Genomic DNA, 22,847 nt, shown 5'->3' on the forward strand with positions numbered 1-22,847 from the left:
ATTGGGGAAAGGGTAAAGGGTAAAGGGTAAAGGGGACTGGGGAGGCAGGGATACTACTAAGCCGAAGCTGCTGCCTTTATTAAGTCGAGGTCAACTAATGGAGCTACCCAAGTCGGCAACAAGCGATCGCGTGCCAAATCAAGAAATGTTTGAGCCGCAGGCTGGGGAATGGTTTGCGTGGCATTTTGGCTTAGTAGCTTTTGCTGGTAAGGGTTGAACCAGTTCGGGTCAGGGTCTTTAACTCCCTTAAGGAAACAAATTGCCATACCCACGCTAGCGACAGGAGCAGCGGCGTGATAAGCCTCAACAAGCTCCCTTTGCCGCATCTGCGCCACAGCTTGTTCGATTAGCCAAATCGGTTGATTGCCAAAATTTGTAGCATTAAACCTTTCTTCACCGGGGTAGGCGTGACGCAGCTGCCAGTAAATAGCACTCCAGTCAACCTCTTCTACTTTTTTGGTTGTTCCTGGGTGAGAGGAAAATCAGCAGCGATAAATCCCAGAGGTACTGATTCTGGGTTTGCAAACACAAAGTAAGTGCCTGGGATATCTGGGCGGTTTGCTAACACCCCACCACAGATATTTGCATAATTACTAGCAGCAAGATAGCCGTGGCTTCCCTCAAACTTAACCAAGTAGGCATTCCCCACCCAACGACTGCGTTCGTTATTGGCAAAGTTATACAGGTCTTCAACCAAAGCGAAACTCTGAATTTTCTCTAAAGTATCGCTGCGAGTCCAACTGCCATCAAATCTGTATTTCAACAGAATTGTCGCAATTTCAATTTTGGCTTCTGATAGCGATTCGTTTTTCAAACCTATGTAATAGTCGGCGATCGCCAATTCTTCGTTTGGTGTTAAAGACCCGAAGCGAGGAATTTTTAATACTCCGTAGTTAGGATGCCCAATCTCTGCATATTCTTGTACCTTTTGGGGTTCGGTAACCCAAGGTAATTGCTTGGTTTTGGTACTCATAAAATTCTTCTCAGCGTGAAATTATAATTAACAGTCTCAAAAGCAACATCAACCAACGAAACTTGGTATTTTACTCCAGCCATTTCCCGGTCTACGAGAACCGGAAAATCGTCTAAGACTTCATCTGGGTCTCCCAGTAAAATCCCCACCGTAATTTGTTCGCCTTCTACCTGACAGTGACAAGCGAATAAACCTCGGGTTTGCAAACTACGGTGAAAAGGCATACTAAGTCGTGGGTTTTGGTTGGATTTCGTTGCAATAGCCTAAGAACGCAACTTCTAAGCTTTGGCTAACGAACCCATCAGCTGGGACTTCATCGGGGATTGAGGTGACTGCTGCGGGCCCCTCGGTTACTTTGCCGACACTGTAAGCACTTGATGGAGCAGGAAGAACGCGTTTGACCCAAACTTCTTGGTCGTTTTCGTAAGCGTACTCCGCAGTTCTTAGCCCTGCGTCGTAGTAAAGATAATTCCCCGCCGCCGACAAACCACGCTCCCGGCTAGTAGTAGTCCCGTCGCGCTCGGAGCCAGAATCAAAGGTGATGGAGGATTGTAAATTCGCGCTGCGAGATACCGAAGCACCCGAACGGGCTTGAATTCTGACAGGGAATTCAGCCGTTGCCCCATCAGCGATCGCTTCTGGCAGGGGATAGACAGCAAGGCTGGTTGCATTGTCAACGGCATCCGCCGATAGCTGAGCCAATCGCTCTACACCATCTGTATCTTTGAACAAAAGCCATTGCCCTTTAGGGATTAGCCCATCAACGGCTGTTTCCAAAGGAATACTAGTTGCTGCCTTAGCAATAGCGGCATTTGACGCCCCAGAGGTAGTGAGAGTTTGCTCTGTAGGTTTAACACGTACCCCTACAGGCAAAAGAGCTAAGTATAATTTAGTACCTTTGGATTTTTGAATAGCTTGGGTCATAAATCTCCTGGGTCTGAAACCCCGCCGTTCTACGGCGGCTTTACATGATATAATTGGATGAGTAATTTACCCATTGAAATGCAGACAATATCTGTAAAATGCAAACTTCAAGTCCCTGTAGAGTCGCGTTCTGAGATAGACCGCACCTTGCAGAGATTTGCTAATGCTTGCAACCAGATATTGGAAGTTGCAAAACGTGAGAATTGCTGGAATACGACCAAGCTTCACCACAAGGTTTATAAACCAGTGCGTGAGGCTACAGGATTGAAAGCAAACCATGTTTGTCAAGCAATTCGTCGTGTGATTAATAACGCCAAGGCGGTTAAACAAGTCCATAAATTCAGACCGACATCTTTGAGTTTGGATATTCGGACTTTCCAATATATTGAGGAATTGCAAACTGTCGGCGTTACCTTGATGTGTGGGCGGGTTAAGTTCAAGTTGAGTATTGGTAACTACCAGTTGGCTTTGCTCAAAGGGCAATCCCCAACTGCTGCTACACTCAGTAAAACTAAACGAGGTGACTACTACATCAATATCTGTGTTGATTTGCCTACCGACCCCACGGGTAAAACCCCTAAAGTAATTGGGGTTGACTTGGGCAGACGTGACATTGCTACCACTTCCACAGGTAAATCCTGGAGTGGTAAACAGATTCAATCCACTCGCGACCGATACAGTAAGGTCAGAGCTAACGTTCAAAGTAAACGCACTCGTTCGGCGCGTCGCCTGATGAGAAGGCTTTCTGGCAGAGAACAACGCTTTCAAAAGTGGTTGAATCACAATATTTCTAAACAGCTTGTTCAAGACGCTAAACAACTGGATGCGGCATTGACATTTGAGGACTTGACTAGCATTAGGAAGTCTTTGAATCAAAAACCAAGAAGCAAAACTGAACGTCGTAGAACTAACAATTGGGCATTCTATCAGTTGCGGTTGTTTGTTGGATATAAGGCGAGTGTTGCTGGTGTGCCTGTTGTTTTCGTTCCACCCGCCTACACAAGCCAAACCTGTTCCCGATGCGGACATATTCACCCAACTGCGGGTAAATCTTATCGCAGTGGAAAGGTTTTTAAGTGTGGACATTGTGGTTTTGAGCATGACGCTGATGTAAATGCGGCTTTTAATATTGCTGCTTTGGGGGCTTCGTTTGTAAGCAGCCCCGAAAGTCCGGGGATGAGTTGTCAACTAGAAGGACAGATGTCTTTGTTTTCGATGATTTAAATCTGAGGCTAAAGCCTCGTGCCTTTAGGTCGAGGTAAGCTTACAAATCTCCCGTATCTGTATAAAAAGAGTGGAGGATTTGCATCTGACAAGTTTCGATGTTGCCGATATAGGGATCGCTAACGGTGCGAATCGGGTCGCCGTCAATATCAATGACGCTCAAAAGCTTGAATAGCGGAGTAATCGTATTTTTAGAAGTGTCGAATTGTTTCAAAAAGACTTGAGTGATAATGTTTTGAATAATACCGTCTAACCTTTGTTCTATACGGATAGAATTGAGCGTTACCAAAACCACCTCTAGTCCAGTGACGCTTGTATCTTTAGGCGGGTAGATTTCGACTGCTGACCCTAACCCCAGCACTGCGATCGCCGGATCTGTCGTGCCATCTGGAAATGTGTAAGTTCCAATTTCAAGAGCTAAAGCAGTGACAATTTGCGATCGCAATGTCACAAGTGCCGATTGAATCTGGGGTAGTATATCTGCACTAACCATTGCTACCGAGTCTCCTTTGAACGATGATGCCAACAGTGCGGGTTACATTAAACCTTGCCAAGGCGTGAGTCGTCCAAGGTCTGCCCGGAATAGTAGTTCCATCAGGCATGGTGTAGCCTTGGTGGACGTAAAACGAGTAATCAACAGGCCAAGCAAAGGTAGCTTTACCAGTGCCTTGAAAAGTTAGCTGCTGACAGGAGCGCAGCCGTCCACTGTCGATGATGTTGCGGGGACTGGGGGGATTTGGCCATTGCCAAACATTGTCCGTGATGGATTTGGTAAATTCCCGCCCCAACAAAAACATCGTTTCTCTAAAAGCTGCATCCAGCGCCCGATCTACGTTTGAAAAGTCAAGGTTAGCCGTCATTTGATCTCAAACCATCCTTGTAGGCGATCGCCAAGAATTTGCTCGGTTTTGAAAGGGGAACGTCCTCGCCGCAAAATCACAAATTCCCCGTTTAATTCGTCCCAGGTTGCAGATGCTCTAGCTTCGTGCTGGAGGGTATTTGGCAGCAACAAACCTGTTTGCCCGCTTCCGCTAGAAACAGAAATAACGCGTCCTTCCAAATAAACCGCTTGTGGGTCAACTCCAGGCAATCGCTCTTTGTTATAAGAACTGCCAGCTTTGAGCATTGCTGCCACCACCAGGGACTCGCCTGCCGCAAACATCCGGTTGCCGGTTACTGGGTCAGTGCCAGCCGCCGCCCCTGGAAGCTGGAACGTCAGCACTGCATTGCCAAAACTAACAAACGGCGACTGTGGCATGTCAGAAAACCGAGACGTTCGGGATTGAAGTTGTACCAGAATTCAGGAATAACGGTTCTTCACCCAATCCCAAAGCGGTAAATCCATCTGGGACAGCCCAACCGTATTTGCGATCTAATCCCCTTTGTAACTCCAGGTAAGATTCAATCGGTCGAACCATCCCGGTAAAACCTACCCCATCAGCACTAGCTAATTGCTGATGTTGTGGGGCTTGCTCCAAAAGCTTGGCAGCTACCCAGTAAGGGCGATACTGGGTAACTTCATTGGCATCTACCGCCGCCGATTCCCGAAGATAAATTTCGACATTAACCGCCATCGCATCATCAAAATTCGTCAGAGTTTTGACTAGATCGTAGTTTGCTTGATAGTCATAAAAATCACTCATGGGCTTGGGAGTAAAAACAGCTTGCTACAAAATCTGGGGTGATGTCTCGAAAGTCGCTCACTTCATCTAAACGCTCGATGAATCGCTCGGATGCCGAACTAGTCAGGGTTGTGGCTGCTGTCCCGGCATCGTGGAGAAGAGTGAATATCCTAATTAACTCTTCTGCTGCTTCAAGACTTTCATTAAGCAAATCGGCAAAAAACAGAATCAGACTCTCAACCGTTTTTAAATAACCTACGTACCCAAACCTGTTGCAAATTATTCCAATTGCCGGGTTGATTACCGAGCAGACGCAATAAAAAACCTCAAGCAGCCCTTCGTTGTCGGGGTCAGATGCCCAAAGAGAAAAATTAATAAAAATCGGTCGAGTCAATCCTTCCATAATTTTTCTCAAAGTAGTCCCTATTTGGGCTGGGCGCGCTTTCTACCTGTTTGGGTTTTCTCGCCCCCAGATTCTTCACCCTCGGTTTCGTCCTCCGGTGTCCAGCCCAGAGCCATAGCCAAGTCTTCAGGAATTGTTTGCAGCCCTGGTTGATAAGTTTTGCCGCGCCAGCCAATTTGACAAGGAAGTTGAAATTGAATTGCCATAATTAGGTTGGATCTGGGATATTGAAAACAGCGATCGCTTCTGGGTCTTGAACGACTGGTAGAACTGTTTGCCAGCCTTGCATTTCAATGCGCGGCGGCTTGTCATCCTTATAGGTAGCCCGGTTTGCGACTCCAGGCTTGGCTTCACCCACTGGTCTGCCGATTGCTGTGTAACCCAAGGTGTTATAGAGGGGAATTGGTTCTTCGTCCCCTAAGTCAATCGTCTGGTCGCGTCCGGTTTCGCACAAGATGACAAAGGCATTTTCATCCATGAACCGTTCGCTTGAGCCGTCGCCGTTGAAATAGCGCAAATCGTAGGTGTCGCACCGGGGGATTTCGTTTTTAGCGAATGCCAAGTCAACGACGCTGGCAGTGCCGTTAGGCCCCGTCCCTGCCAAACTTCCTTGGATGATTGTGATACCGCCGCCATAGGCTTGCACCTTGGGAAGCATTGCCATTCGCATCTTCAATTTGGTTGAGGTGACGCAGCGAGTAGCAATCAGCCCTTTTTCGGTTTTGAGCCAGTTGATTTTGCCGATAATATCTTCGATGGGGTCGTAATTATCGTTATACCAACCAGTTGGACTGCCTACCGAGCCGCTGGGAATCGTCACCCGATGCCCTTCGGGATTGGGGACATCGACTACCTCTTGATAGTTGTTAGCTCCCTTACGAATTATCTTGGCTTTAACAATTGCATCGGCACGTTGCTTTTCTCGGTATTCAGCCAAGGCTCTGCCGATGGTGCGATCGGTGAAATTGATAATTTGTTCTTCTGCCTGCTGCATACTTTCGACGGTATCTAGTCCCAATTTTTCAATTAGGGTGTCGAAAGCTTGCCCGGTGAATTCCGAGCCAATATCAGATTCGCCAAGTTCTACCAAGAAGGAACCAACCCGCGCCCCGCCTTTAATCACAACCGGCGAATATCTTGTGCCGGAGTTAGGCATGATGGTTTTATAGCTGATTTCTTCTTCGCGGTACTCGTTGCGAGTTACATTCCGCTCGGGTAGAAGTTCGCTAAAGTAATATTTACGAGTCCTGGGGCCAAATTGCAATCTGGGGAAGTTGACCGTATCTACTAAAACGTTTTCGGCTTTTAGTCGCTCCAACAGAGCACTTACACTTTCTGGCATTTCAACCTCCCGTTACGACTTGATAAAGTTCTTTGATTTTTGCCAAAACGTTGGCAAGGCTCGTAAACGGGTAATCGGGAAGGTAGTTGTAATAAACCAAAGCTTGATGCCTGTAGAGCGTGGCATCAGCATTGCGGTTGGCATCCTCAATGTCGTAAGCCAGCAAGTAAAAATCGTCGTGAGCAACTGCGGTTTTTAGTGCCACAGCTACCCCACTCGCTGCCGATGCGCCCAATCCAGCCGTCAGGGTTAGGGTGGAATTTAGGTCATTAACACCATTGGATGCAATGGTGTAATCGTTGCTTGCAATAGTGAGAATGTCCCCAGCCCGATAACCCGATGTGCTGGCGACTGGTAAAATCGTTCCGCCACTGGCTACCGCAGCAGTTAGGGTAGTTGCCAAAGTCGTATTTAAGTTGTTGTTGACTGGTTCCCAGTGGGTAGCGTTGGCTCGCCTTCCCAAAAGTACGCCGCTGGAGATTTGGCGAATACTGTTGGATTCAGCAAATTTATATTTATTGACTCGCACCCCTCCAGGTAGCAAGCTATGGCGATCGCCATAATCGCCCATCCATCGGGGTGCGGTATTCCGCGTCCCGGAAAATTCTAATCTAGCCATATTGACCTTGAGCTATGTTACAGGCTGACCACCAAGGTCAAGGGCGTCCACCAAGGACAAAAACAGGCTAAGCGCCTTTTACTGTCGGTGTGCTGTAAAGATTTCCAAGGGTTTTCTTAACCGCGTTACCCTTAGTTTCAGTTCCCTTAGGCCCGCCTTCTGGCAGCCTGGGGCTAGGCGCACCTTGAAACAAAGCTGGCACAAAGGCTTTCCAGTTAGCATCAGCATATTCTCGCAATTCGGTGCGAGTTTCACCTTGAACCACAAATACTTTGTCGTTTTCTACAGCTATTTGATGGTCGTCTTTGAGTAGAGTTTGCAGGACTTTTGGCTGTGCGCCGGCTATTGTTGCCGCCTCATTCACTCCAAGCGATCGCGTTAAGCTTTGCTTCTCAGATTCTAGGGCAGTTAGCTTTGTTGCATTTTCAGCTATCTGAGTTTCTAGGGTTTTAACTTTGGTCTGGGCTTCGGTTAGGCTGGCTTCCGTGGTTTGCTTGTTTCCTTTTTCGGTTTCGAGGTCTGTTTTTGCTTGTTGCAATTGCTGGTGTAAGTTGCTGGTTTGACTTTTGAGTTCTGTTTCACTGGTTTCTAAAGTTTGGATGCGGGTTTTGTACTGGCTATTTTCGGTACGCAGCTGCTCAAGTTCTGTCGCCGCGGTCGCTTGTTCGCTGGTTGCACCTTTATATTTTTGCCGCCAGGATTGGGCTTCTTTATTTAAACCGGTGACATGGTTGCGAATCGCGTTGGCTACATCTTTGCCACCTTCTTGCTCGTCCAACCACCCTAGAGCTTCCGTGTAATCCATAGGTAATAAATATATATTTTCGCTACTTAATCTTACGGTGGGGTATTTTTCATCAAATCGGTGTCAGTACGGATTTTTAATTTTTTACATTTCTAAATTAATTAGTTACAATTATTTCGTTTGGAATGATTTTATTCAGCCGAGTTTGAAAGCGTAAGAAGTACTCTTTTTATTCACAAATTTTATTGTTAAATTCTGCGTCGCACCCGCAGATTTTTTTTGGCAATTTAGATTTAGATTTTTCATTTTCCTCCCGCTTCCTCTGATGCCTTTACTGTTAAGTATTCTGGAGTTTTTCCTTGCCACTAAAATGTTGCAAACAATCAAAAAATGTGCTAGGATCAAGATGTGGCAAAGATTCAACCGCGTGCGCGGGAAGGATGGAAATGGATATATTTGAGATCGAACAGAAACACATTGATGAAAATGAGATCCTCAAGCCGGAGGATTTGGGGAAGCATTGCTATTTGGTGAACGGCGAGTTCCTGGGCTTCTTTGATACTTCGAGAGATGCCTTTGAATCTACACTGAATATCGTGAAACTCTCCCAAGATGAGATCCAGAGTTATGACTATTTGAAACCGGAACATTTGGGCAAGTGGGCTTATTTGGGATGGGTTGATGGTTCTGGCTGGATGTTGTTGGGATTCTACGATTCCCAACGTGAGGCGATCGCTGGATATAAATCGAGTAGATCCCTTGCGTAGATGAGCGATCGGTGCCGGGCTTCCGGCACCCGATATATGTGGGCTTTGGAAAATTTTCATTTAGGTTGGTTTGAGATATGGAAGACTTGAAAAAAGTGGAATTGGAGTGGATCGAAAATACGGTTGGCTGCGCTTGCAAACTTGGATCTGATTGTCCGGAAAGATTATATTTGGTGCCCGGAATGGATAACGTGAAAGCTTGTGAGTTGTGTTCGTACTCGATTTCAGACGATGGAAGTTCTATCTTTCTTCCTCATCATCCCGACTTCGATCCCGCAAATCCGTTCTTCAATTAATTGATGTCAGAGGGATATTTCCCCCTTTAAAGTTTCTCCTCAATTCCCATATCCAAATTGCCTTTCCTCATATCTGCATGGGGAAAGGCGATTTGGATGGAATTTAGTTTCATCCTGCCCACCTAGTACGAGGTTCGTATGGACAAATTCAGATTGGGGTCTGTGCCAACAGACGAGGGATATCAGCAAGCTGGCACTGCTGATTATCACCCTAGAGCGCAGAGCGAGTGTCAGATTTACAAAAAACAATTGCTTCGCTTGTTTCCTATTCCTGATTCCTTGAAGGAACTGATTCGCTTTGAAGTTGACCCTTTCCAAAACGCGCATTGCATCTACTACGAAGTGGTGATTAATTTCGACGGCGGTGTTGAGGAAGCTAGCCAATTTGCCGAAAACGTGAAAGCGAATCGCCCTAGTGAATGGGACGAACAAGCTACCAAACAGTTGGAAGCTTTGCATTTAATTCCTGTCTAACTTTCGCTTACGGGGGGCTTACTCCCCCCAACTTTTATTCATCAAGAGGATTTTGATATGAACTTAGTAAATGACTTGGTAATTCACGACAACCAATTTGTTCTAGCGATCATTGCACCGAACAAAACTTTTCATTCTCTAGTAATTAATAACATCGAAGAAGCCGTTACCCTGACTGAAAATTATCGGGACATAGAAGGGCATGGTTGGTGTCGGTCGTTTGTTCTAGATTCCAAAGGGAATCAGGTGGCTTACTTCACGGAAACCGAGTTGACCTATCCGGGGCAAGCCAAGTACAAAAACTGGCAAACTGACCCTTGTGGTATCTCAGCTTTGTTGTGCTTGGTCAGTAAAATCTACTCGCCAACTCCAGGCTTTATGTTAGTTCTTGATTCGCGTGGGTACGCTGAATTTGAGAATATTCAATCATTAAACAACGTACCGACTTTAAATGTTTTGTGTGTTGATTTGGATGCAGCCATTGAAAAGTCACACAAATATATTAAAGACCACAATCTTGGTTTTAAAGAATGGGCAGGCGGATATTTATTCGACATATCCAATGGTAAATGCGCTTATTACATTTCTTATTGGGGAGAAATAATTTGTCCAGGCGATCGCGCTTGGGTTCGCCCACATTTGGTAAGCTGTTCTTTACAACCTTTATATGTCCTGATGCACCAAAACCAGTCTGACGTTTAAGTTAATTAATCAACTTCCCGCATTGACCGCGGGAAGTTGGCTAACCGTAACCTTCCATGAGTAATTTGCCACCTTTAAGGGTTGAAGAAGCGCGAAATTTTTGTTGTTGTTCCCTCTATCAAAACCGCGAAATCTGTATTTATGCAGGGGGAGGGAGCAAGACCCAGCACGATATGTACTGGGCATATATCATTTACGATTCCAATGGCGATCGCCTTGCTTATGAATATCTGCCAGAAAGCTGCTTGGATGTTGTTGATGCACTGGAATTTTGTCGGGCAATTATTGATAAATGGGATGCGCCTTTGAGTTATGAGGATATGAGGCTGTGGCGCGATATTTGTGAATATTTGAATACGCGGCGAAATCTAGTCTCTTCAGAATTAATCAGTATTAGAGTTCCAGGATGCAGCTATTTAGTTGGCTACGACAGAACCCACAGACAAAAGTTGTGGAATAAGTACAAAATCCAGTTCATCACTTATAAGAAATTCTCCAACAAACATCAAGGCTGGGCGCTCAAGGGTAACTGGGAAGACAAGATTGATTTTTTGGAGCAAGTTTATATTTTGGGGCGTGACGAGGATATCTTGCCCCGTCCTTGGCTCGACAAATGGGCAAAGAAACAAGAAGCTAAAAAATACCAAGATTTAACTTCTGCTTTAAAAGTTATAGAACGCGACTTAGATAACATTCATAAATGCCATAAGTTGACGCAAGATGGCGTGTTTGACTATTTCCAAAACAACACCTTTGTACTTAAAAACTTACTGGGAAACTTAGGCTCTCGTTGCAAACAAGCTAAAAGCTTATTATCAGAATTATTATGAGTCTAAATTTTATCCCTTGCCTAGTTGGAGTAAAAAATAATGGCTTTGTTCGGTAAATACATTATTCAAAAAGCGGACGGGACACCCATAGATCCTAATGCTCAATATTTTGTTCTTCGCCCAGATACAGACAAAGCGGCACGAGTAGCTATTCGCGCCTATATTCAAGAGTTAAGTGATAGTGATGAGGATGCCGCTCTCAAGCAAGACTTAATCGCTTGGATAAAAAACTTAGACGAGAAAGATCGCAAAAATGCAATGCGGCGGCAAGCTGCTAGGTATGGTGATGGATCTGCATGGGAGGAATATGGAACGTGGCAGGGACATTGAAGAAACTAGAACCAGGAAAATTTTCCTGGTTCTGATTCATCCGATGTTGCAAGGCTGAAGCATCACAATTCTATCCACCCGCAGCCCGCGCAAAGTCATCGTCAACAAAACCACCATCAGGAGTCCACAAAGGAACTGCTGGAGTAGTCAGCCCGCGCGATCGCTCGAATTGCACTAGTCCCGGATTAAGGGGAGTTTGAGCAATTGCCGCCGTCGTAGCGTGGTGCGATCGCATCCATTCAAGATCGACTAATCCATCCCTTAGCCACTCGGCTTTTACAGGCATCAAATAGCAGCGGCAACGGACGTGAAGGATAGCAAAAGCCTCGCCCAGTGGATAAATATTTCCACAGCGGAAAGCACAAAACCCGCATACTCGTTCGTCCTCTGCTGAGACTCGCTGCACATATCCAATGGCGTTAGTTTCGTAAGCCTCCCTTGTAGCTTGGTCGGTTGCGCTGAGTGTCGCGGTGCGGGCAATGCTTTCGGCGTTGCGTTTTGAAATGCCTAAGTTACGCCGCAGTACTCCTGTTGTCCAAGCAACTCCCTTATTTTGAATTAATCCTTGGGCGATTACTTGTTTGGCGGCGGTCTTAAATTCTGTTCCGGTTCCTGTTAGCCAACTCATGGCATCAGCGACGGCACTTTTAAGGGCTTCCACCGGAACAGTAGAAGGTAAAATAATTGCGTCTGGGGCAATGGTTCCAATCAACTCCAAAGCCATTGAACTACCATTTTGAGTTGCTTGGTTAATTAATTCCACAACTCCCGTTTCTAATGTTGCTGCCACTCGTGGGGGTACTAAATTGAGCAATTCTTCAATTTCTTGTAGTAAGAGTGCAGAGCGTTGTAGTCCGGTTAAATTTGGTTGAGCTACTGCCAAAAACTTATCGTGCTTGAGCCTTAATTCATTTTCTAAATTTGCATAGCTGGTAGCTAAGGCTTGGATAATTTGCTTGATGGTTGTATCTTCTGCCCGTTGCAGAATACCATCAAAGCGGCGAACAACATTAAAAGCATCATTCATAATTTATTGAGAATAATAGCTTAGTTTTTATATACTATGAGTATTATTAATAAATTAGCAAAAATATTAAATCATGCTTAATAACAACTTTTAATATATTGTAGTTTTTAATTATTTCTGAAACCATTAGATAAAAATACTTGCAAGGCTTAATGCTCTGTCCTGATTTCCAAGAAATAGTTGAGTAAACAGTATGCGCTACGCTAAAAGCTTACTATATGGTGTAATTGTAGATGCTTCAGGGTGCGGCTATCACGATTACGCAAACTGGCAGTTAAAATGCCCGAAGTGTGGTGAACCAGTTTACTTGATCGGTGCGTCTAAACGCAAAGAACACAAAAGGTTAACACCAAAATCAAAACAAATAATTTCGGTAAAAAAAGCCGAAGTCAGCCCTTCATTTGCTCATTTCAAAGGATTAGCGGATGAAGCTTGTGAGAACTTTAATAGTCAAATAAGTCAAACCTATATTAATAAATTTAATGTAACCAATCGAGAGCAAAGATTAAAAATCTATAACTCTCGATTCCTAGAGATTGTGGGATATGAAAAAAATAGTATGAAAGGATGTTTTTTCAATAGTTTTAAAAAGATTAATACTTGTAATAACAAAGCAGCTAAAGCAGTCGAGAATGTTACTGTGGTTGATTTTTTAGGATTAGCGGTTAACTTTAATCCTGAAATATTTTCAGAAGCATCGAGAATGAGATTGCAAGAAATAAAGGCAGAAGAAAATCCTCTAGAGTGTGTTGATGCAAGTTTTGCTAAAGAGGAAGATATAAAAAGTTTTTTGTCATGGCTAAAGCAACTTGATGTTGATATGCAGGTAATGTTTGTCAAGGAAGCAATTTCTTTTTTAAAAACTCGTGCTTGTAAAGCGATCGCTTTACAATTATTTGAACTAGCTTTTTATCGTTTAACTTTGCATAATAAGAATATATTTACTTTAATCGATCTTTCCAAGGTTTTTTCAAAAAACCAAGAGAACGAACAGTATACAAAGTTCATTCACTTGTGTGTTAATGAATTGATTGAAATATTTACCTTAACTAATTGGGCAGGAGCAGTAAACAATGGCAAAGCCTAAATCCATGCCTCAAATCCTTTCCGCTCTCGCCCAACTCGCTGAATTCCGCAACAACGTGTATAGCTTGCAAATACAGAATTATTTTATGTGGGGTTTGACTTTTGAATATTATTCTCACCCCCAACTTTGCCACTAATTTTCTCTAAATCAGGGACTCCAAAAGCCGCGGTCATGGCGTCCTTAGCTAATTCTTCATCGATTAAAGCTGCCTCCGCGTCAGGATTTTCTATACCCAATTTACTCATCGCTGTAGTTCTAGAAATTAATCTTGCCTGATAATTAGTACGGGTTTCTGCTGTTTCTTCGGGGGTAACGTAGTTGATTCCCTTGCGAAGTTTTACAGTTGCAAAAGTATTTTTATATTTAACAGGTTCAACGAATCGCAACACTACTTCTAAAATGTTGGCAAAAGCATTCTGGATTACTGGTGCAGGTCGGTCAAGGCTGAGGTTAGCATCTTGCCTGAGTTGCACTCTTGATATCCCTGAAATTGTGCCGTCAGCTGACGCCAAAATATGCCCTTGATTGAAGGCTAAATATAATCGTGCCGCGAATAGGGCTACAGACTTTTCAAAAGTCGTGATGTCGATAGGGTCGCGGTAAGTAACGCCGGGGGTAAGATAGCCGCCGTCTTTAGTTTTTATCCCCGATAAAAAAGTTGTTTTTCCAGGGCCCAATTGCAAGCCCTTTTCGTCTGGAACAAATCGTTGCTTGCCAGGGCGAGTTGGATCTTCCACCCATTCACCGGGGGTTTGAGCGTTGGTAATCACTCGCTCCAAAAACCCCGCCAAATCCAGATTTCGACCCAACATAGTCAAAGCTTTATTAATGGCATTTTGCAATCGTTTGATATCTTTGTTGATGATGGTTGGGCTACGCAATTCGTAAATTGTCCAGCGTCCGTTAAAGTCAGCTTCCCAACTTTCCGATACCGCCTCGTCTTTTTTTTCACCAACGGAAGTAACTGTAAAAGTCAATTTCCCAGTTCGGGGGTCTAAAGATTGGATTTCAGACCCACCTTTGTAGGTGTAAGCAATCTGCTCGATTTCTCCGTCATCGTCGCGATCGACTCTTACACTTCCCAGCGGCGGGCAATGCAAGCGAATCCTTTGGTAAAGCTTGGCGTTACCCATACCCTTATATCGCTTCGGCTGGTAAAGGCGCAGGTAGCCAGTGCCAGTCACTAGCATTTGAGTGACTGCCATCGCCAAAGGATTTGCTTCTTCATCTGTGTCCTGGACGGCAATGTGCTGGAGCATTTGATCGAGCCAAGTTTGCAATACTTTCTCGGCGTCCGTTATCTGCGGCGATCGCTCTGAGGAATTTACGTCGTTGCCAGCATACAAAAACCAATGAGGCATCATACCAACCATTGCAGCTACGTTGCGGTCTACGCACTCTTTAATGAGATTGTTAGAAATATAGCCGGCTTCAATTTGTTTGAGAATTGCTTCTGAATGAGTGTCACCTTCTGAAGGTTTTGGCCCCGTCCAAAATTGAAAAGTATCGCCACAATAATAATCCCAATTTTCTGTAATTCTTTCTGTGCGTTGATTTTCCACAGTATTTTCCTAGACACTTTTCAACAATAAAGAGAAACACCTTTTTAGCGTCAACCGGACAAACACTGGGGTTATAGCTTGGGGGTCATGTTAATACTGAGGAAAAATATCTATGCTCGTCAGAATTCACGTTAACCAGCACAATATCAGAACGAATAACCAAGGCGCAAAACTACCAGTAATTTCTGTAAAGCTGCCCGACGAAAATATTTACGGCAACCGTGTAGATATTTTGGATTCTGAAGGACGAATAATAGCTACTGTGGTTTACCGTCCAAATCAGCCTTTAGATTGTGGTGCGAAAGTTTGGATTGAAACTCGCAGTAAAGTTCGAGTTAGAGGTAGAACTGTGCCGGAGGTTTGAAAGCGCGAATCAAACCAAATCAATCATTTAAATAAAAAAGCAGCTACATCTTAATATGTCGCTGCATCAATTATTTTGGCATTCCTCTTTATAACGGTCGAATGACTAACGAAAAGTGGGCATTGCCCACCTTTGTTTCATAGCTTTATGCAGTATTTCTCAAAAACTACGAAACTACATCTGAGCTAATTTTAGCCTGAAAAAATAAAAAAATACAAGTCTGAAAATAATTCTTGTTATTCAATAAAACTCACTATAACCCTTTCCATGCAAGGCTTTTGTGTAATTAAAATGTTGCAAATAATCGAAAAATGTGCTAAAATTAAGATGTGGCAAACAATCAGAAAGGCGCTTAGAAAGATGATTAAATTACAGAATAATGAAGTGAAAATAGTACAAGTGATAGTAGCACAAATAGATGAGGATTGGGTAGTAGCAGGATTGGACGCTGACAACAAGTTTTATAAGTTGACCGAGGAAGAAGACTTGAGATTACCCCAAGCGAAAGAAGTAGCGATTATGGCCAGAGGTGCGATTAACGTGGGGCGGGATGAATTGACAGTTTTAATTAGTTGGGTGAGAGATCAAATCAGCGAGATATTGTACCCAGAAATGTAGAGATGAATTTGGGAGGCATATCCTCCCCATCTAATAAATATGCAACCAAAATTAGCTTTTACTGCCCTAGCTCAATGGCGCGATGGAAAAATCTATTTAACCCAAGATGAAACCGATGATATTAAAGGTCGCCGATTTCGGGCGAAGGAGGTAGTCGAAAAATACGAATTTGAAATTGTTGAAAATGGAGTGAACTTTTTTCCGGGAAGCAGTCGGCAGCTTTTTGTAAGATTGGGGGCGAAAGCTTGTGGCTGCAATTGTGCCGATATTCATAACCGACACCTACCTTGCAAGCACATTTTTGGTGCTGCTTTTTTATTAGGTGACAAGTCTGCACTCTTAGATGTACCGCCGCCAAAAATCATAACTCCGACAAATACAAATAATGCGACTAGAAAACGGCGACTCCGCCCCCAAGATATCAAGGTTGGCAAATACTTTACCTTGCTTGATTTTTTGGTTTCCGACACCGCACTAAAACGAGGAATTCCTAATTTTATAGATTGGGAATCCGAGCCAGGACAAAAAGCTTTATCCCTGATGCAGACGTTGTGCGATCAGATGCTTGACCCCTTGTGTGAGGAATTTAATCGGATTTCGATTACTAGGGGTTATCTAGGTTTAGACCTTTACAAATATGTTTATAATGCTGGCGGTGCTGACTGGCCCAAGGGAGCGTTAGCCCACGGATTTAGCACTAGTGCCGGGGCAGATATTTGGGTGCATAGCTGGTCGAAACCAGCATTGGATTTAGCTTTTTACCTGCAAGGCAATACCACTTACACATTCGACTTTATTCGGGTTTATCCAGAAAGCCCGATTTTGTGTGTCGGCATCGATGCAATTCGGCAAAAGCGAATTATTCAACAATGGCATCCGAACTTTCGCGGCTGCACGATTCACAAACCTCAATCGACTTCCCGCATGGGAATTGTGGGGGAACTTCCATTATTTGATCGCTAATATAAAGAGGTTCTTCAAAATGACTGCATATTTTCACACCTTGGCTGCTTATGGATTGCCTGGGGCGGTGGGGCATTGCCCAGTTGACCATAGATATACAGCCATGCTCGACATTGGGGACTTAGTATTTTTCATGACTTCCAAACAATATGGTGTTTTGGTGGACTTGGAAGATGGGTTTCGGGGTTACTGCATTCAAACTTTAGCTGGCGAACGGCGCTGCTATCGTCGGCAATTTCGGTTAGCCGATCTCTCAGAAATTGATTATTCCAAACGCGCTGAACGGCGTTTTTTAGAAGTTCATTCTTTGAATGCAAAAGCTCGTGTGGCGCGAAGCTCTGCATTGCTTACTTGTTGAGACGGCTCAGATGCCAAGCGCCCGGACAAATCAGCGACGTTTGCCTTGGTTTCGATCCTCGCCGTAGATAAATTATATCTGCAAACCAAACCAGGAAAATTTTCCTGGTTCTCTCGTTTGTATAAAATAATGCCCAGATAAACCTGGGCATGGGTTAAACATAAAAATTAGATATATGGCAGTTAATATATACCCTTTGCTGCCAGAATGGGGTTTTAGCGCAAACAAACTATGAGCGCTATAAATCAAGCAAAAGTTGAGGCTGTTGTTGATTCTTTGGAAGTGTGGGAAACTTCGCCCCCGAATGGCACGAGCATCACTCCTTTAGAGATTCTATTGGGAACTGAAAAGTTCGCCGTGAACCTCAGAAAACGCCTTACAGAAGGAAGCGCGATTGATTGCAAAGTAGCAGCGATCGCTTTGGTTCTGGCAAGCGAATATGTTGAATCTATAAATAAATTAGCTGGTGCAGATAGCGGTTCTACGATTGCATTGACTTGGCGACTGATGTGGGCAGTAGAGGCAATCACTTTGATTAAAAATAAGACCCGAGAAGAGTTAGAGGAATTCCTACAATCTAAATACCCTTCTGGGGTTTAAGGCTTCCGCAATAAATTCATGCTCTGCGCTGCTGCACCAGTGACAAAAGCTATTGGTGTAACTGCGATCAGCAGGTAGGGTGAATTAGGTCTAAACCATACAGTTAAGAGACAGGAAAGCCCAGCGCACATTAAACCAGTGGAGATAATCAACGATTTCACCCTTTTCTTGTGTTGATCTGGCGATTCGGATTCCCAGGAAAGTACCACGAAATCTTGATTCTCTAATTCTTCCAAAATAGTAGAAATATTTTCCCCAGTCGCTTTTTCGATCCGAGCGATCGCTGTTCTGTCTGCGATAACTGAACTGGTTGCCAAAGTTCTTAAAGCTTTTTGTAGTTCCATGATTTACTCCAACTTATTTTCTATCCAAGATACTATGGCGTCTTTCATTTGAGGTTCTTTATTGTCTTTGTCCTCACTGTACAAAATCCAAAGACGATTAATTAAATTGTCTTTATTCATTTCAACACCTATTGAATTGAATAAATTTAGATAATATCCGACAACATCACAGGCTTGTACTAAGGGGTATTTTTTAACGTTGTTTATAATCACATTTTCTATTTGTTGATGCGTAAGTTCAATCTTTTTCATACGGAATCCAGTAGTTGGTTGAAATTATAAATTGAGTTTTCTATTGGACTATCATTATCATCTGAATTGCTTGAATCAGGATCGGCATATAAATCTCCTTGAGGTTGATCGAGTTCTAATTCTGTCTCTGACACTAGCTCTATAGGTAATGCGCTGCGTTCGCTACTGTACATCTTGGTTTATTCCTGAATCTTGGGAGGTTAAAAACTCATACTCTTTGAGTGCTTGCGACCAATCTTCTGAACTTGGTTCGACCTGCCAAAGAATAGATATTATTTGGTCTTGGTCGTAGCCACGATTATTTTTAAGGTCGTTGATTATACTGCAAGCAACTGTTTGATTGGCTTGAAATGTTGTGAATTTCGCGGGCATTCCTGCTTCCTGAACTTTTGGTAAATCACCATGATTTTGAACGAGTTCAGGAAAGAATTTTAATAAAGTTCTCGCTGGGTCTGGATGCCCGTTGCCGGGATGTTTTTCAGATTTCAACCATTCAGGTATATTGCCCAAATGTCCACCCTCAATAGCAGTACCAAAGTTTTTGGGATTAGCTTGAAAATATGTCCCACTAGCGATATTGATTTTCCTCAATCCTCCAGCATCTACCGCTACTGCACTACATCCAACAAATTTCACAGTATCTTTGAACGTGTCTGCTAATCCTGCTGTTTCTTTACCAGCAATCGAAGACAAATTAAAGGCATGAAGCACAATAATTAAAGTTGCGCCAGTCTTAGCAATCTGACTTAATAAAAATTGGATTGCCCAAGCGCGATCGCTTTCCTCCATTAAAGAAAGTAAGCGCATGGCTTCATCAATTACTACCACTAAATTGTTGTGGGAATAAGGCGGAGAATTTTCCAAGTCTTTGAGAAATTTTAGTAAATCACCAGCCACTCGCCTATTTGCTTGTTGGATATCTTTTTCTTCTGGATAAGATAAGGCGCTGTGCAGTCTACAAGTAAAAGGATAAACATCAACCCCAGTTGTAAAGTATTCAATGCTGAGCGTTGGGTCGTAAGCCTTTGATAAGACAGTTAAGATTGCCGCAAGAGTGCCTTTTCCACCTCTTTGGCTACCTGCGATCGCAATTACTTGCCCAAGCATAACTTCATCAATTTTGAAGCCGCTATCAATCAAGCGATTAACTATAAATTCTGCCCTTGGGGTAATAGGTAACTTCAAAATTGTTTCTAAATCAGGCATTTTATTGGGCTGATTAGATTGTGGGGGGACAGCGGTTTGTGGAGATTGCTGAAGTTGCGTAACTTGTGGTACTGGCTGGGGCTGGATATTAGTTTCTGATTGCAACGGGTTAGGAGCCTGTGGCAATTGCGTTTGAATGTTATCGTTAGAAGTATTGATTGTTCTAGTTTCGGGTAAAGATACTGTTCTAGCTTGAGGTAGCTGCTGTAATATCTGCGGTCTTTGTTCTTGAATTGCCTGTACAGATTGGTAATTGATACGCGGATCGGGCGTCACTGTTTGCAAATGCCGATTTAGGCTTTCTTTATCGGGAATCGCACCGTGAAAATCCACGAAGCGATCGCACAGCCATCGGTAAGCATAAAATCGCTTACCCGGATGAACTTGATCCAAATATTCGCTAAGAATACTGTGCATCTCCCGAAGCATTGCAAACTCAAATCGCTCTAGAAGTTCCAAGTGAAACATCAAATCTGCGATTTCGTTTTTCTGGGCTATCCACTCTTCACGGGCTTCGGCATCGCCCATTGCCGATAAGAAATCGAAAAAATTATCTCGCACAAAAGGGATTGGAGCAAAGCGATGGGAGTCGTTGAGGTCAAGCGCCAACGCCCAAATGTAACCTATCCCTGATACAATCGCACCGATGGTAGCGACCGGACTTGTAGCGTAACAAACCAACCCGACAACTGTGCCAGATAAAGTCACGAGTTTGGATAAATTCATCTCGGCACGCGATCGCTGTGCCTTACAAAGAAGCTGGTCATGTCTTTCTTGTAGCCATGACGCAGCGTGTCCTGCCTCCAAATGTTCAATACTGGGATACTTGTCACGCAGTCGGCGAGTTTCTTTAGTTGTGAGGTTTGGCATACTGCCGACTGGTTGAAAATTCATTAATATCTCCTATTTTTCAAACAGACTCAAGTCCTATCTTCTTGATTTTCTAGATAGAATTTAACTTCCAATTCTGCGTGTTTTGTGGCGTCAATTTCTCTTGCAAATCCGAGATGAGCTTGGCTATCTAAAATTTTTCTGCCTTCTTGGTAAGCTTTCCAGTGGTAAATTTCTTCATGCTCCCACCATTTAACTTCAACCAAAATGTTTTGGATGATAAACATTAATTTTCAAATCTTTCAAATATCTTGTTTATCCATGCTTGAGAAATCAATTGGATTGCCAGCATTTCAATCAAATTTATTAGTATTTCAATAGATTTTTGATGATTCAACAAACCACAAAATACTAATACAGTTGCATTGATTGTTACTATTCCTGCTATTTTCCAATCCATAGTTTTTGGTAAGTACTTGATATGTCCATCACTAAATGTATCCAACTGCTAGACTCAACTCCTATCAACACTGTGAAGACAATATTTTGATTGTTCATTATCCAACCAACCATCCGAGATGAATCAAGTCTCGATAAAATCACCAGAGGAAGACATAGCATCGCTAGATATCCAATTCGTAATATTGTTCCGATAATTGGTGCATGTGAGAGAGGATTACGGTAAACAAATCTGCCTCTGTGCGGGATTAATCTTTGGTATGGCTTCCAAATCCAACGCAGAAATCCCCACCTATAAAAAACGTTTGAACGTAAATCTAAATCTGGTGATAAATACATACCTCCTAAAAAATATGAGGTTGTAAAAATACTAGAAATTACCCAGTCTTTAGTTAGGAAATATGCGATTCCCCCAGACAAGGGGGAAGAAATAATAATTGAGCGATCGTGCCACTTCCCGCTTGCCATTACTCTTCTCCCTCTGAGTAAAAGTTATCTAGCGAATAGCCACAAGCAGAACATCTATTGGCTTCGATAAAGACTTCTAAAGGATTAAACAATCTTTTGTCCTCTGCCTGATATTGTAAACCCTGATATTTGCATATAACATCTATAAGAACTATCTCCTATGCCATCCCAATTCCCAGGATCTTGGGTTCTTACTTGTTCATCAACATGGGTTTTACCACTGTTGGTTATACAAGCTGGAAAGATATTTATTATGATTTTGCGTTCTTGTTTTGACATAAAAAGCTCCTACTTTTTCGTATATCTCCAAATAGCAAATCCCGTCTCTCCTGCCATCATTGACAAGATATTGTAAGCAAAGCAGCCGATAATTTGGCTTGGCTCAGTGTACCGAAATGGATTGCGGCCAGCGAATGTAGTGATAAAATCGAATATCCAGAAAAAGAGCGCTATTCCTGCTCCAGTACGCCGCTCTTTCATACCTGCGCGTTTATAATCGCGCCATAGTGCTTGAGATAAATCAATTTTCCCAGTTGGGCGACCTGGGAGATTGTATTGCTGGGATTCTTCAAATTCGACTTTTGCAGATTTAGGATCTTTGCCTCTTAATGTACGCGCCTCCATGATTTGAACCAACGCACTCATAGCAAAACCAATCCAAAAAAGTATATTGAATGGTATGGTTAGCCAGCCAATCCAGCCAATCCAATTTTCTTCCCACCAGGGAAACATTGGCGTTCCCTGAAATAAAGTTTGCCAAATTCCATCAGTGCTGAGGAAAGTTCCAAAAGCAAACCCTATTGCACCGATAATTTTAGTGCCAGAAGAACCTGGCGTCAGGAATAGCTCAAGAATAGTTGACAAAAATGTGAATGGAATCGAAATAGCATTAATAATCCACTCAGCAATAATTTCGATAAAACCACCATTTCCTGATGATTTTTGAGGCTGTCTAGGAGTAGCTACTTCTTCATTATTAGAGGATGGCATTTCTCTGCCATTTTTATCGAGTATTGCCATTTTTTCCTCAATTTCGTTTAAGATTAGCCAAGCTTTTTCAAGTGCCAGTCATTTTATTTGGCAAACATTTTTGTAGTGATACTTCCAAAGCCATTTGCGATTCTCTATTTGCCCAATGCAGCGACCAGCAGAATCGTAAACGACAACAACTTCATCTTCCAAGAAGCCTGTAGTATCAGGCTTTGGATTGCGTTTTGGATTATCCAAGTATCGCCGTACTTTTAATTTGGTAAAGCTTGGCATTATGCCAAGTTCATCCAATTTTTTAGCTGTATCGGCTTTTTGTTGTGCGCGATATTGCTCCATTTCTTCAGATCCTTGCAAGTTAAATTTTGAAAAATTTAACGGCAATCTGAATACTAAGGGAGAAGCAACCAGCAGCAAACCGATAAATCCACACATTGCAGGCGATTGGTATTTGCTGCTATGCATTTTCA

The 22,847-nt window shown here is 43.2% G+C and carries 36 protein-coding genes; 12 read left to right on the forward strand and 24 right to left on the reverse strand.

Annotation, left to right across the window (positions count from 1 at the left end):
• Positions 1-56: 56 nt before the first annotated feature.
• The 4 genes from VF06_RS06020 to VF06_RS06035 all read right to left on the reverse strand — a co-directional run bounded on the left by VF06_RS06020 (position 57) and on the right by VF06_RS06035 (position 1,897).
• The gene (locus VF06_RS06020; RefSeq protein WP_099065854.1) at positions 57-326 is read right to left on the reverse strand and encodes a hypothetical protein; all 270 of its coding nucleotides are present in this window, start codon (positions 324-326) and stop codon (positions 57-59) included.
• A gap of 122 nt (positions 327-448) precedes the next feature.
• The gene (locus tag VF06_RS06025; protein WP_099065855.1) at positions 449-973 is read right to left on the reverse strand and encodes a hypothetical protein; all 525 of its coding nucleotides are present in this window, start codon (positions 971-973) and stop codon (positions 449-451) included.
• Positions 970-1,197 carry a hypothetical protein gene (locus tag VF06_RS06030; RefSeq protein ID WP_099065856.1) on the reverse strand — a complete coding sequence of 76 codons (228 nt, stop codon included), beginning with the start codon at positions 1,195-1,197 and terminating at the stop codon, positions 970-972. The genes VF06_RS06025 and VF06_RS06030 overlap by 4 nt, the downstream gene beginning before the upstream one ends.
• Before the next feature lies 1 nt (position 1,198).
• Entirely contained in the window at positions 1,199-1,897 is a 699-nt protein-coding gene (locus VF06_RS06035; RefSeq protein ID WP_099065857.1) for a phage tail tube protein, read from the reverse strand.
• Between the two features lie 57 nt (positions 1,898-1,954).
• Here VF06_RS06035 and VF06_RS06040 point away from each other — a divergent pair, with 57 nt between their 5' ends.
• Positions 1,955-3,121, forward strand: a complete 1,167-nt coding sequence (locus VF06_RS06040) for an RNA-guided endonuclease InsQ/TnpB family protein (protein WP_244917932.1) — start codon at positions 1,955-1,957, stop codon at positions 3,119-3,121.
• A 40-nt stretch (positions 3,122-3,161) separates the two neighbouring features.
• Here the strand turns inward: VF06_RS06040 and VF06_RS06045 are convergent, their stop codons facing one another.
• From VF06_RS06045 to VF06_RS06085, 9 genes are all read right to left on the reverse strand, one after another.
• Positions 3,162-3,614, reverse strand: coding sequence for a hypothetical protein (locus VF06_RS06045; RefSeq protein WP_099065858.1), 453 nt, complete (start codon positions 3,612-3,614; stop codon positions 3,162-3,164).
• Positions 3,607-3,981 (reverse strand): hypothetical protein, encoded by a 375-nt coding sequence (locus VF06_RS06050; protein ID WP_099065859.1) that lies wholly within the window; start codon positions 3,979-3,981, stop codon positions 3,607-3,609. The genes VF06_RS06045 and VF06_RS06050 overlap by 8 nt, the downstream gene beginning before the upstream one ends.
• A complete protein-coding gene (locus VF06_RS06055) occupies positions 3,978-4,379 on the reverse strand; it encodes a hypothetical protein (protein WP_099065860.1) in 402 nt (133 codons plus the stop codon). Before VF06_RS06055 ends, VF06_RS06050 begins: the two co-directional genes overlap by 4 nt.
• A gap of 1 nt (position 4,380) precedes the next feature.
• Positions 4,381-4,764: a hypothetical protein gene (locus VF06_RS06060; protein ID WP_099065861.1), complete on the reverse strand. Its 384-nt coding sequence runs from the start codon at positions 4,762-4,764 to the stop codon at positions 4,381-4,383.
• The gene (locus VF06_RS06065) at positions 4,757-5,146 is read right to left on the reverse strand and encodes a hypothetical protein (RefSeq protein ID WP_099065862.1); all 390 of its coding nucleotides are present in this window, start codon (positions 5,144-5,146) and stop codon (positions 4,757-4,759) included. Before VF06_RS06065 ends, VF06_RS06060 begins: the two co-directional genes overlap by 8 nt.
• Before the next feature lie 20 nt (positions 5,147-5,166).
• Entirely contained in the window at positions 5,167-5,352 is a 186-nt protein-coding gene (locus VF06_RS06070) for a hypothetical protein (protein WP_099065863.1), read from the reverse strand.
• Between the two features lie 2 nt (positions 5,353-5,354).
• Positions 5,355-6,488: a major capsid protein gene (locus VF06_RS06075; protein WP_099065864.1), complete on the reverse strand. Its 1,134-nt coding sequence runs from the start codon at positions 6,486-6,488 to the stop codon at positions 5,355-5,357.
• A gap of 1 nt (position 6,489) precedes the next feature.
• Positions 6,490-7,107: a hypothetical protein gene (locus tag VF06_RS06080; protein ID WP_099076743.1), complete on the reverse strand. Its 618-nt coding sequence runs from the start codon at positions 7,105-7,107 to the stop codon at positions 6,490-6,492.
• 67 nt (positions 7,108-7,174) lie between these two features.
• A complete protein-coding gene (locus VF06_RS06085) occupies positions 7,175-7,912 on the reverse strand; it encodes a hypothetical protein (protein ID WP_099065866.1) in 738 nt (245 codons plus the stop codon).
• 386 nt (positions 7,913-8,298) lie between these two features.
• On the opposite strand from VF06_RS06085, the gene VF06_RS06090 reads away from it, so the two are divergent.
• From VF06_RS06090 to VF06_RS06110, 5 genes are all read left to right on the forward strand, one after another.
• The gene (locus VF06_RS06090) at positions 8,299-8,619 is read left to right on the forward strand and encodes a hypothetical protein (RefSeq protein WP_143861609.1); all 321 of its coding nucleotides are present in this window, start codon (positions 8,299-8,301) and stop codon (positions 8,617-8,619) included.
• Between the two features lie 434 nt (positions 8,620-9,053).
• The gene (locus tag VF06_RS06095; RefSeq protein WP_099065868.1) at positions 9,054-9,389 is read left to right on the forward strand and encodes a hypothetical protein; all 336 of its coding nucleotides are present in this window, start codon (positions 9,054-9,056) and stop codon (positions 9,387-9,389) included.
• A 57-nt stretch (positions 9,390-9,446) separates the two neighbouring features.
• Complete coding sequence (locus tag VF06_RS06100; RefSeq protein WP_099065869.1) at positions 9,447-10,091, forward strand: hypothetical protein; 645 nt, start codon at positions 9,447-9,449, stop codon at positions 10,089-10,091.
• 173 nt (positions 10,092-10,264) lie between these two features.
• Positions 10,265-10,921 (forward strand): hypothetical protein, encoded by a 657-nt coding sequence (locus VF06_RS06105; RefSeq protein ID WP_143861611.1) that lies wholly within the window; start codon positions 10,265-10,267, stop codon positions 10,919-10,921.
• A 39-nt stretch (positions 10,922-10,960) separates the two neighbouring features.
• Entirely contained in the window at positions 10,961-11,251 is a 291-nt protein-coding gene (locus VF06_RS06110; RefSeq protein WP_099065871.1) for a hypothetical protein, read from the forward strand.
• Between the two features lie 70 nt (positions 11,252-11,321).
• On the opposite strand, the gene VF06_RS06115 is transcribed toward VF06_RS06110, so the two are convergent.
• Complete coding sequence (locus VF06_RS06115; protein ID WP_099065872.1) at positions 11,322-12,278, reverse strand: minor capsid protein; 957 nt, start codon at positions 12,276-12,278, stop codon at positions 11,322-11,324.
• Positions 12,279-12,471: 193 nt separating this feature from the next.
• On the opposite strand from VF06_RS06115, the gene VF06_RS06120 reads away from it, so the two are divergent.
• Positions 12,472-13,365 (forward strand): hypothetical protein, encoded by an 894-nt coding sequence (locus tag VF06_RS06120; protein WP_099065873.1) that lies wholly within the window; start codon positions 12,472-12,474, stop codon positions 13,363-13,365.
• Between the two features lie 83 nt (positions 13,366-13,448).
• Here the strand turns inward: VF06_RS06120 and VF06_RS06125 are convergent, their stop codons facing one another.
• Positions 13,449-14,927 carry a phage portal protein gene (locus VF06_RS06125; RefSeq protein WP_099065874.1) on the reverse strand — a complete coding sequence of 493 codons (1,479 nt, stop codon included), beginning with the start codon at positions 14,925-14,927 and terminating at the stop codon, positions 13,449-13,451.
• 112 nt (positions 14,928-15,039) lie between these two features.
• On the opposite strand from VF06_RS06125, the gene VF06_RS06130 reads away from it, so the two are divergent.
• The 5 genes from VF06_RS06130 to VF06_RS06150 all read left to right on the forward strand — a co-directional run bounded on the left by VF06_RS06130 (position 15,040) and on the right by VF06_RS06150 (position 17,830).
• Positions 15,040-15,291 carry a hypothetical protein gene (locus VF06_RS06130; protein ID WP_099065875.1) on the forward strand — a complete coding sequence of 84 codons (252 nt, stop codon included), beginning with the start codon at positions 15,040-15,042 and terminating at the stop codon, positions 15,289-15,291.
• Positions 15,292-15,651: 360 nt separating this feature from the next.
• Positions 15,652-15,909: a hypothetical protein gene (locus VF06_RS06135; RefSeq protein ID WP_143861612.1), complete on the forward strand. Its 258-nt coding sequence runs from the start codon at positions 15,652-15,654 to the stop codon at positions 15,907-15,909.
• A gap of 39 nt (positions 15,910-15,948) precedes the next feature.
• A complete protein-coding gene (locus tag VF06_RS06140) occupies positions 15,949-16,872 on the forward strand; it encodes a hypothetical protein (protein WP_099065877.1) in 924 nt (307 codons plus the stop codon).
• 19 nt (positions 16,873-16,891) lie between these two features.
• Positions 16,892-17,230: a hypothetical protein gene (locus tag VF06_RS06145; RefSeq protein ID WP_099065878.1), complete on the forward strand. Its 339-nt coding sequence runs from the start codon at positions 16,892-16,894 to the stop codon at positions 17,228-17,230.
• 231 nt (positions 17,231-17,461) lie between these two features.
• Positions 17,462-17,830 carry a hypothetical protein gene (locus tag VF06_RS06150; RefSeq protein ID WP_099065879.1) on the forward strand — a complete coding sequence of 123 codons (369 nt, stop codon included), beginning with the start codon at positions 17,462-17,464 and terminating at the stop codon, positions 17,828-17,830.
• Here the strand turns inward: VF06_RS06150 and VF06_RS06155 are convergent.
• The 9 genes from VF06_RS06155 to VF06_RS06190 form a co-directional block, all read right to left on the reverse strand.
• Complete coding sequence (locus VF06_RS06155) at positions 17,827-18,174, reverse strand: hypothetical protein (RefSeq protein WP_099065880.1); 348 nt, start codon at positions 18,172-18,174, stop codon at positions 17,827-17,829. The genes VF06_RS06150 and VF06_RS06155 overlap by 4 nt on opposite strands.
• Before the next feature lie 3 nt (positions 18,175-18,177).
• A complete protein-coding gene (locus VF06_RS06160) occupies positions 18,178-18,426 on the reverse strand; it encodes a hypothetical protein (RefSeq protein WP_099065881.1) in 249 nt (82 codons plus the stop codon).
• Positions 18,423-18,599: a hypothetical protein gene (locus tag VF06_RS40390; protein WP_180267263.1), complete on the reverse strand. Its 177-nt coding sequence runs from the start codon at positions 18,597-18,599 to the stop codon at positions 18,423-18,425. The genes VF06_RS06160 and VF06_RS40390 overlap by 4 nt, the downstream gene beginning before the upstream one ends.
• On the reverse strand, positions 18,589-20,526 hold the full coding sequence (locus VF06_RS06165) for a hypothetical protein (protein ID WP_099065882.1): 1,938 nt from the start codon (positions 20,524-20,526) through the stop codon (positions 18,589-18,591). Before VF06_RS06165 ends, VF06_RS40390 begins: the two co-directional genes overlap by 11 nt.
• A gap of 26 nt (positions 20,527-20,552) precedes the next feature.
• Complete coding sequence (locus VF06_RS06170; RefSeq protein ID WP_099065883.1) at positions 20,553-20,750, reverse strand: hypothetical protein; 198 nt, start codon at positions 20,748-20,750, stop codon at positions 20,553-20,555.
• A gap of 157 nt (positions 20,751-20,907) precedes the next feature.
• A complete protein-coding gene (locus VF06_RS06175; RefSeq protein WP_099065884.1) occupies positions 20,908-21,390 on the reverse strand; it encodes a metal-binding protein in 483 nt (160 codons plus the stop codon).
• A gap of 84 nt (positions 21,391-21,474) precedes the next feature.
• Positions 21,475-21,669, reverse strand: coding sequence for a hypothetical protein (locus tag VF06_RS06180; protein WP_099065885.1), 195 nt, complete (start codon positions 21,667-21,669; stop codon positions 21,475-21,477).
• Positions 21,670-21,678: 9 nt separating this feature from the next.
• Positions 21,679-22,410: a hypothetical protein gene (locus VF06_RS06185; protein WP_244917933.1), complete on the reverse strand. Its 732-nt coding sequence runs from the start codon at positions 22,408-22,410 to the stop codon at positions 21,679-21,681.
• A 48-nt stretch (positions 22,411-22,458) separates the two neighbouring features.
• Positions 22,459-22,842, reverse strand: a complete 384-nt coding sequence (locus VF06_RS06190; protein WP_099065886.1) for a hypothetical protein — start codon at positions 22,840-22,842, stop codon at positions 22,459-22,461.
• Between the last annotated feature and the right edge of the window lie 5 nt (positions 22,843-22,847).

It is taken from the genome of Nostoc linckia z4, from assembly GCF_002608075.1.
Classification (GTDB): domain Bacteria; phylum Cyanobacteriota; class Cyanobacteriia; order Cyanobacteriales; family Nostocaceae; genus Nostoc; species Nostoc linckia.